The sequence below is a fragment of the uncultured Ruminococcus sp. genome (assembly GCF_946415235.1).
Taxonomy (GTDB): domain Bacteria; phylum Bacillota; class Clostridia; order Oscillospirales; family Ruminococcaceae; genus Ruminococcus.
Genome location: NZ_CAMKRR010000015.1, coordinates 35830 through 43881, shown reverse-complemented (window position 1 = coordinate 43881; position 8052 = coordinate 35830). Strand labels below are relative to the sequence as shown.

The window sequence follows — 8052 nt, the reverse complement described above, 5'->3', positions numbered from 1 at the left end:
AGTCTCTTGTGAGTTCTCATCTCGAACTGCTCACGGCTGTCCTTGTACTTGTGTACAGCTCTAAGGATAGTAACAACTTCCTTATCTGTAGGGAGCGGGATAGGTCCTGAAACTCTCGCACCGCTTCTCTTGGCTGCCTCAACGATCTTAGCTGCTGCAATATCAACAGTAGCGTGATCGTAGCCCTTGATCTTGAATCTGATCTTTTCATTGACTGCCATTATTTTCGCCTCCTTGAAAATGATTACGGGGACGCAGATTGGAATATCACACGTTTCCGTGTGTTTCATGCTTCATCTCATAAAAAAACTCGAAAAACCAAAGTTTTCCGAGCGGTCTTAACAAAATATGAGCACAAAAAGAGCATAATCCACGCATACGCAAGCTGCGTGAAGAATAACCACAAACTGTGTTCGATATCCCATTCGCCCGGTTTAAAATCGGACATACTCCGCGGAAATTACCTGCCATACCGACAGCAACCTTCCGTTTCAACGCATATCTTCTGCAGTCAGTACGCACACGGCGCACTCAACGTAATCAATTATAACACATATATAGGGATAAATCAACAATTTGCAGAAATTGCATTTGTAAATTTTTAATGAACGATAATTATTTTTTAACTATATATCCCGAGCTGCGGAAATGACACCGCCCGGGATATGCTTCTTTACACGATAAATGCCTGTTTACCGCACTTTTCAGCTTCCGAAAATGAATTTCAGAGCAGTTAGGACGGTATCGCCGACTTTCTTCGAGTTCACTATTTCGAGAGCCTTGTCGGGGCGGTCGGTGATGATATTGTCAACTCCGAGAGCCATCATTTTCTGCATCTCGCTCTGTCGGTCAACTGTCCATACGAAAATGCGCTTTCCGTGGTGATGTGCCGAGTTCACAACGCTCTGGTTGACAAAGAGGTAGTTCATACTAACCGCGTCGATGTACGGGAGCTGAGCGTATGAGGTAGCTGTTGCAAGGTTGGCTATGAAGGCAGTCTTTATCTTCGGATTGAGCTGCTTCACCTTTTTCAGTGCAGGGTACGAGAAGGACGTAACGTAGCAGGAATTGACGATGCCGTACTCCTCTATGAGCTCAACTGCCTTTTCGGCAGTCTTTTTCGGATCTCCCGACTTCTTTATCTCGATATTCAGCATTATATCCTTGCCTGTGAGCTCAAGGACCTCCGAGAACAGCGGTATCTCAACATCGTCGAACTCCCCGTCCTTGCTGAACCATGAGCCCGCGGACAGGGTTTTCAGCTGCTCATAGGTGTATCTCTCTACAAGTCCCTTGCCGTTTGTGGTACGGTCAAGCTTGTCGTCGTGTATCACCACGAGCTGACCGTCGGAGGTAAGCTGAAGATCAAGCTCGATATAGTCCGCGCCGCAGTCCATAGCTGCCTGAAAAGCAGGCATGGTATTCTCGGGAGCGACCTTTGAAAAGCCTCTGTGCGCCGTGACCTGAGTGCGGGTGATAATTCCTACGTTGAGGTCCACGTTTCCGCGGGTGAGGGCTTTCAGGTAGGATATATTCATCACCATGCTTGCAGCTGCAAGGCTTACGATTATAATGGCGCTCTTTTTTCTGCTGAACTTCTTGTAACCCTTGTTGGGCAGAACGATATCCTCGTCCTTTACGTCCTTCATGAACTTTTCCGTCAGCAGCCACATTATTGCAGGCGCCGAAAAGAATGCCGAAACTGCCGTAAACACGCTCCATGTATAGCGAAGTATCTTCAGAGCTGTACCGAAAGCAGCTCCCGGCTTTGAAAAGCCCTTGATGATGTATACGATGATAAAGCTGAGACCAAAGGTCAGCAAGCCTATGACAGCAACTATGCCGACGCTCCACAGCAGCGCGGAGATCACCATCTTTCGGCGCTGTCCGTGCATTTTCTCCCTGCTCTTCCTGATACACTCTCCGAAAGGCATACCCGTAAGTATGAGATAGTGTATACTGTAGCTCGCGCTTATGATAAGGATTATGAACAGCAGCTGCACGAGTACATAGCAGGCAACTGCCAGTCCGCCGTTGAGGGAGTTGAACAGCCTTCTCAGCACAGGCAGAAGCGGAGCCATGAACATACCCGAGGACAGCGAGAACTGTGCAAGCGGCATTATTGCCATGTACGCAAGAAAGGAGGTGACCCCTGTGCCTCTGAACGCCTTTGCGAACGCTTTCAGACCTGTCCTGAACATTCCGCCCGCATATATCCGCTGCTTCTTGTTATAGCACGAAAAGCAGGCTGCAAGAGCCGAAAGCTCCACAAAGGAGAAAAACGCATAGGCAAAAAGCATGATCGCTATAACTATCAGCGTTGACGGGTGCTTTATATATGTAAAAAGGTTCTCATCATTGAGATATGTAACTCCCGAAAGCTTCATCGTAAGCTTCAGCAGCAGCGCGAGCACAGGTGTTCCCACCGCAAGCAGGAGAAGCTTGAAGATAAGTTCAAATACAAGGAAGTGAGGAGCTGCTTTAAGAAAGACCCCTGCGGATCTGAGTATTCTTTTCATTTCTTTACTCCGAATCTATGGATTTACTTCAATTATACGCTCAAAACTGTCCGTTGTCAATATCACACCGCGCTGCTGTGAAATAAAAAAGAACTTCCATATCTCTATGGAAGTCCCTTTTCTATTTTTCAAACGGGTCATCATGATATCACTCAGCTGATAATGTCCGATTCACGCACCCAGCCCTTATCATACTGTGAATAGTACCATATTCCGTCATCTGTTGAAGCATAATATATAAAATATACTTTATCGCCGTAAGTACGTTTGCTTACAGAAGCAACTGCCTTAGAGCCTTTACACGGATACTCTCTGAATTTTGTCTTTGCCTTTACATCGGCTCTGAATTTTGTTGGTCCGTAATTGTATAAAATAAAGTAATCTTCTGCAGCCGAAGCTGTTACCGCTGCTTCCTTTGTCACATACTTTGCTGCCGAGGGGACAGTTACTGCTCCCATCATCATGAATGCTGCTGCCAAAGCTGAAATTCTTCTTTTAATGTTTGTCATAATCAATGCCTCCATAATTGTATTGTGTGGTTTAAAGTGTATTCCAAAGCCCGGCGCCTGAGCTTAACAGCCGATCAGTGTGATGTGTTTCTGTATCGGCCTTTCATAAGTAACAATCGAAGCACAAGCTCAAAGTGTTACATCTTTTTTCAGAAAAATCATAAAAAATTAACAGGCATAAAGCAGGAGTGCCTGTTTATACCTGTTTTAACGCAAAAGATCGTCAGCCAACTATTCCCGAGCGCTCTATGCCCTCTGTGAAATGCTTCTGTAGAAATACGTACATTATCAGTACGGGTGCTATGGAAAGCAGACAGCCCGCTTCCTTCCACACTATCTGGTCACGGGGGCTTATCTGTACCGTCGGGTCGTTGAAAAGGTTCATTTTCAGCTCGTTGTCGAGATTTGTCAGCATGAGGGCTATGGTCTTGGTGTCCGTGAAGAAGGTGCTGCTAACATAATAGTCGTTCCAGTACCATACCACCGAAAACAGGAACACTGTCAGCAGCGCCGCCGAAGCATTGGGCAGCATTACGCTCAGGAACGTCCTGAACGGTCCGCAGCCGTCGATATAAGCTGCGTCCTCAAGCTCACGGGGCATACCCCTGAAGAACTGTCGGAAAATATATATCATGAGTCCCGCGCGTATGCCGTTGGCGGTCAGGGCAGGAAGATACATTGTCAGCCTGCTGTCGATAAGGTTAAGTGAAAAGAGCCCCTTTATGCCGAAATACCTGAACTGTGTATACAGCGGCAGCGATATGACCTGCGGCGGGACAAGTATCATCATGATAACTATTCCGAAGAGCAGTCTGCTGCCCTTAAATCTGAACCTCGCAAAGCCGTAGCCAGTCAGCGCACATGAGAATACCTGCACCAGCGAGCAGCCTATATTCAGCAGCAGTGTGTTCCCGAGAGTTTTCCAGTAATCCATGGCGTCAATGGTCTCGGCTATCACCTTAAGGGTAAAGTGCCTCGGTATCCACATTACCGTGGGATCGCTCATATCCGCCCTGTCCCTGAAAGCGCAGCTTATCATATATATCAGCGGATACATTATGACAAATCCCAGCCCTATGAGTATTACTGCTCTGAAAAAGGGCCATACCTTATCGGCAAGCGCCTTTCGGCGCATATATCTCCTTTCACCGGCGGACGCGGAAGCTCTCCGCAGACGCCTTACTTCACGGCTGATCATGCTGCCTGTCTCGTCTGCCGCCTCAATTGCGGATACATTTGTTGCATCTGCCATTCACGCACCCCCTCAGTCGTTCTCATAGTATACAGCTTTGTTCATCAGAGCTGTTACTATGCCTATAGCGGCTATAACGACCGCAAAGTATATCCATGCCATTGCGGAAGCCTCTCCGAAATCAAACTGGCTCCTCATGACCGAGATGCGGTTCATCACGCTGTTCATCGGGTTCGTGAACGAATCTATGACAGTAAATATGAGATTTGCGAGTATGAACGGGCTCACATAGGGGAAGGTTATCTTCCAGAAGTACTCCCACGCGGTAGCTCCCTCAAGCTGTGCCGCTTCACGGGCAGAAGCAGGGATATTCTGCAAAGCCGCAAGGAAAAGTATTATCTGTATGCCCGAATTCCATACGATGCCGAAGATATTGTCCGCGACTGCCTTGATAAAGGTGCTCATGCTGTCGCTTATGCCGTATATGCCGAGAAACTGCATGAGCTCCCCCACAAGGTCGGCGGAGAACATGGTGGAGAACTGCTCCGCCCCCGAATTTCCCGTAGAGTCCATATCACCGCTGATTATCCTGAAAACAGGTCCCGTGGCGATTATGACGGGAAGAAAGAATATGGCACGGGCAAGCGTTCTTCCCCTGAACTTCTGATTGAGCACCACTGCGATAAACAGCGAAAATATCAGTATCAGCGGCGTTTTCCAGAGAGTTTCGAGGAGAACGTCCCCGAGATACTCGGTATAGTAGGGGTCTTCGCTCAGTACGCTGAAATAGTTCTTCACGCCTCTGAATTTAGTATTAAGAGCTCCGGGGTCTACCGAAACATCGCAGAAGGAGTACCACAGGGACTTGCCGAGGGGTATGAGAAAGAAAAGCACAGTTCCGACGAGCCAGAGCCCGATAAAACCATAGCCGTACACGGACTTTCTCCGCTGATAGGGCATGACGCGCCTTTTTTTACTGCTTTTTTCAGTTTTTGCGCTCATTTTTCCTCCCGCCTTTCCTATGATATCCCGCCAAGCGAGATGACGCCGCCGTCCCACCTGACCGTCATGTCTTCAAGGTCCGCAACGACCTTTGTTCCGTCCGAATAGACCGTAGTTATCGTATCTCCGTCTGCACGGTAATCAGTGATATAACAGTCGGAAACACTGCTCAGGAGCGGCTCCAGCAGAGCATGAGCCTCCGCCGCTTTCTCTGTATTGCCCTTGTAATTGGCGTAATACAGGAAGTCAAGCTCTGTGTCCTTGAGCTCGCCTGTCTCCTCGTATATCATATCAAAGCTGAGACAGCTTCCCGAAGCCGCCGCCATGAGCATAAGCCTTTCGGGGTCGGGACTGCCGTTGACCGCTTCCGATGAATAAGGGATGACTCCGTGCAAAACCATCTGATAAAAGGGTATATCCTCATCGAAAAGGTCAAATCTGCTCGAAGTCACGGGAACTCCCGTGATATGGCTGACATAGGGCAGCGCATAGGCGTTGGCATTGTCTGCAAGTATTCCGTCCTCAAGCTTTTCCGTGATAGCCTCATAGCTCTCCGTAAGGAGCTTTTCAGCTCCCGCCCTTGAAATTGGCTTTTTGCCGTAATCTCCGTAAAGCGAAGCCGTAAGGCTCGCCAGTGAGACTCCCCCGAGACCCGCTTCCGAATAGCTGTCCGCCATATCTCCGAACACTTCGCCGTAGCAGTCGGGAGAAAGCAGGGAAAGATTCTTTCTGAAGCCGTCGGGGACACCGTAAGCCCTGTCATAGCTGACTATCCTCGAATACGAGCCCGAAACTCTCACTGCTGTGTCCGAGAAGGAGTAGTAGCCGTTGCCCGAACGGAAATCCCTGTTGTCCGAAACAGGATACAGACTGTATCCGTACTCGTCTATAAGGTCGGTGAGACTGCGAAAGTCTCTTGTTCCGCCAAGCCTGCCCGAGGGCTTTGCGCCCTTGTCCACTTTATTCTTTATGCCGTCGTTTGTCCAGTTGGTGTAGGAGATGACCATATCGTCAACTCCCCTGTTTTTCAGGTCGGTTATCATATCCGCCGCCTGTCTGTAGCCGGTAACGGAAGTCCTGAACGAAAGAGGTATGCCGAGGACGGACTTTTTCTTCATAACGCCGCCGTAAAGATCAAGGTACATGGGAGCGCTGTCTGCGGTGCTCCTTACGGTCACGCCCTGCTCTTCAAGGAGGTACTGCCTGTACCTGTCGGCGATATCGCTGTAACCGACGCCCTTTTCGGCTATGGGGTAATAGAGCATTTCTATATCGTCAGATCTTATCTTTCCGCTCTCAAAGACCGTATACTTGTCACGGCTGTTGCCCGACATATAAAAGCTGTCCGTGCCCCGAAGTATGAACGTGAAATTGCATATGTTATACCTGCTTTTTGACTGCCCCGACACATTTGCGGTGATATAGGCGTTGGAGTCGCCCTTTGCCGCTACCGCAAGAAGAGCGTTGTCCTCCTTTACTATGCCGTATACGGGCAGGTATATCTGCTCCGTGACAGCTCCCCTGTTCTGCGGTACAGCCGTTACGTCGTTTCCGTAGACACGCTGCTGATAGAGGTCGGTCTGCATGGTGCGTCCGTTATTGAAGCGCACGAGAGCTCCGCAGCCGTCGGGTATGACGAAATAGCCCTCCTCATTGTCGGATGCCGCGCCGAAGCTGCCCAGCACTGTCATTTCCGTGGCTATATTTTCAGGCTTTGTCTCGGCTATCTCCGATACCTTTACGCTTGCCCTGAGATGATCGTCCTCTATGGTGTACTCCACGGGTACGGTAAAGCCTGCGTCCTTGTAGCCGTAAATTATGCGGATACCGTTTTCGATATCGCTGACGTTGTATACGCAGTCATCATCGCTGCCCGAGCGCAGTATATTGTTTCCGGAGCGGTTCATGGGTATGCCGTAGCGAAGCACATTTGACGAGCGCAGCTCGTCCGCAACAAGTCCCGTAGCAGTTTTGTCCTGTGAGGCTTCAAGAGGCGATGACCACCATATATAGCCGTTTTCCTTGTTCTCGATACCGAAAGAAGCGCTCCTGTCGTCAACTATCATGCGGAGCTTGTCGCTTTCCGCGCCATATCGGAAAGCTCCGAGGTAGTGACTGCCGTCAGCCGTCAGCCACGCAAAGCCGCCGTCTGCGGACCTGTATACCCTTTTCCCGTCCTCAGTACCGTCATAGGTATAGGTCTTGTCTGTGCCTTTCATATCGCTGCGGAGAAGCTCCAGCGTTTTCATGTCCGAGGACATAAAGGCATATCTGCTGTCAAGGGTAGAGACTATCTCCCTCAGCCTTATGACTTTGGAGGTATCCTCATCGGTCAGCACGAAAAATCTTCCCGCGTCGCTGACATAGAGCTTTCCCTCATCGCATTTGCTGCCGCTTTTGAAGGAAGCAGCCGCTTTTCCGCTTTTTATGTCAATGGCGACCAGCTCTCCGACCTTCTCCAGTATGTCTATCTTGTCGGCTATCTCCTGCTGCTCGGTATTATAGTCCTTTTTGCTCTTTGGCTTGCCGCCGACGGTATCCCAGAGCTCGTCGTCAAAGTCCTTGCTCTTGAAGTATATATCATAGCCGTCACTGCTGCCTATCTTTCTGAGGTATTTATCCGCATCTGCTGCCGAAAGCTCTGCCTTTTCCACTGCTTCCGAGCGCTTCGGCTTTTCCGCATCGCCGTTCCTGTCAGTATTCTCAGCCGACTCCGGCTGTGCGGGGCTCTCCTCGCTTTCCGCATAAGCGCTGCCCGAAACTGCCATTGAAGCCGCAATGAGCAGACAAAGCAGCGTTCTTCTTATCCTTTTTCCCATATCCTGCGCCT

At 49.5% G+C, this 8052-nt stretch carries 6 protein-coding genes; all 6 read right to left on the bottom strand.

Translation table 11 applies throughout. From position 1 onward, the window contains the following. The coding region (rpsJ, locus tag Q0R37_RS05435; protein ID WP_294752260.1) for a 30S ribosomal protein S10 at positions 1-221 on the bottom strand (221 nt) is incomplete at its 3' end. Between the two features lie 483 nt (positions 222-704). Beyond that, positions 705-2519, bottom strand: coding sequence for a glycerophosphodiester phosphodiesterase family protein (locus Q0R37_RS05430; protein WP_294752258.1), 1815 nt, complete (start codon positions 2517-2519; stop codon positions 705-707). 152 nt (positions 2520-2671) lie between these two features. Further along, positions 2672-3028 (bottom strand): hypothetical protein, encoded by a 357-nt coding sequence (locus tag Q0R37_RS05425; protein ID WP_294752256.1) that lies wholly within the window; start codon positions 3026-3028, stop codon positions 2672-2674. 223 nt (positions 3029-3251) lie between these two features. Further along, entirely contained in the window at positions 3252-4280 is a 1029-nt protein-coding gene (locus tag Q0R37_RS05420; RefSeq protein WP_294752255.1) for a carbohydrate ABC transporter permease, read from the bottom strand. A 12-nt stretch (positions 4281-4292) separates the two neighbouring features. After that, a complete protein-coding gene (locus Q0R37_RS05415; RefSeq protein WP_294752253.1) occupies positions 4293-5222 on the bottom strand; it encodes a sugar ABC transporter permease in 930 nt (309 codons plus the stop codon). 17 nt (positions 5223-5239) lie between these two features. Further along, a complete protein-coding gene (locus Q0R37_RS05410; RefSeq protein ID WP_294752252.1) occupies positions 5240-8041 on the bottom strand; it encodes a DUF5696 domain-containing protein in 2802 nt (933 codons plus the stop codon). Positions 8042-8052 lie beyond the last annotated feature (11 nt).

What these genes read in the sequence shown, in the direction of transcription:
- Q0R37_RS05425 (WP_294752256.1), bottom strand. Translation starts at nt 3,028, where the DNA reads ATGACAAACATTAAAAGAAGAATTTCAGCTTTGGCAGCAGCATTCATG.
- Q0R37_RS05420 (WP_294752255.1), bottom strand. Translation starts at nt 4,280, where the DNA reads ATGGCAGATGCAACAAATGTATCCGCAATTGAGGCGGCAGACGAGACA.
- Q0R37_RS05430 (WP_294752258.1), bottom strand. Translation starts at nt 2,519, where the DNA reads ATGAAAAGAATACTCAGATCCGCAGGGGTCTTTCTTAAAGCAGCTCCT.
- Q0R37_RS05410 (WP_294752252.1), bottom strand. Translation starts at nt 8,041, where the DNA reads ATGGGAAAAAGGATAAGAAGAACGCTGCTTTGTCTGCTCATTGCGGCT.
- Q0R37_RS05415 (WP_294752253.1), bottom strand. Translation starts at nt 5,222, where the DNA reads ATGAGCGCAAAAACTGAAAAAAGCAGTAAAAAAAGGCGCGTCATGCCC.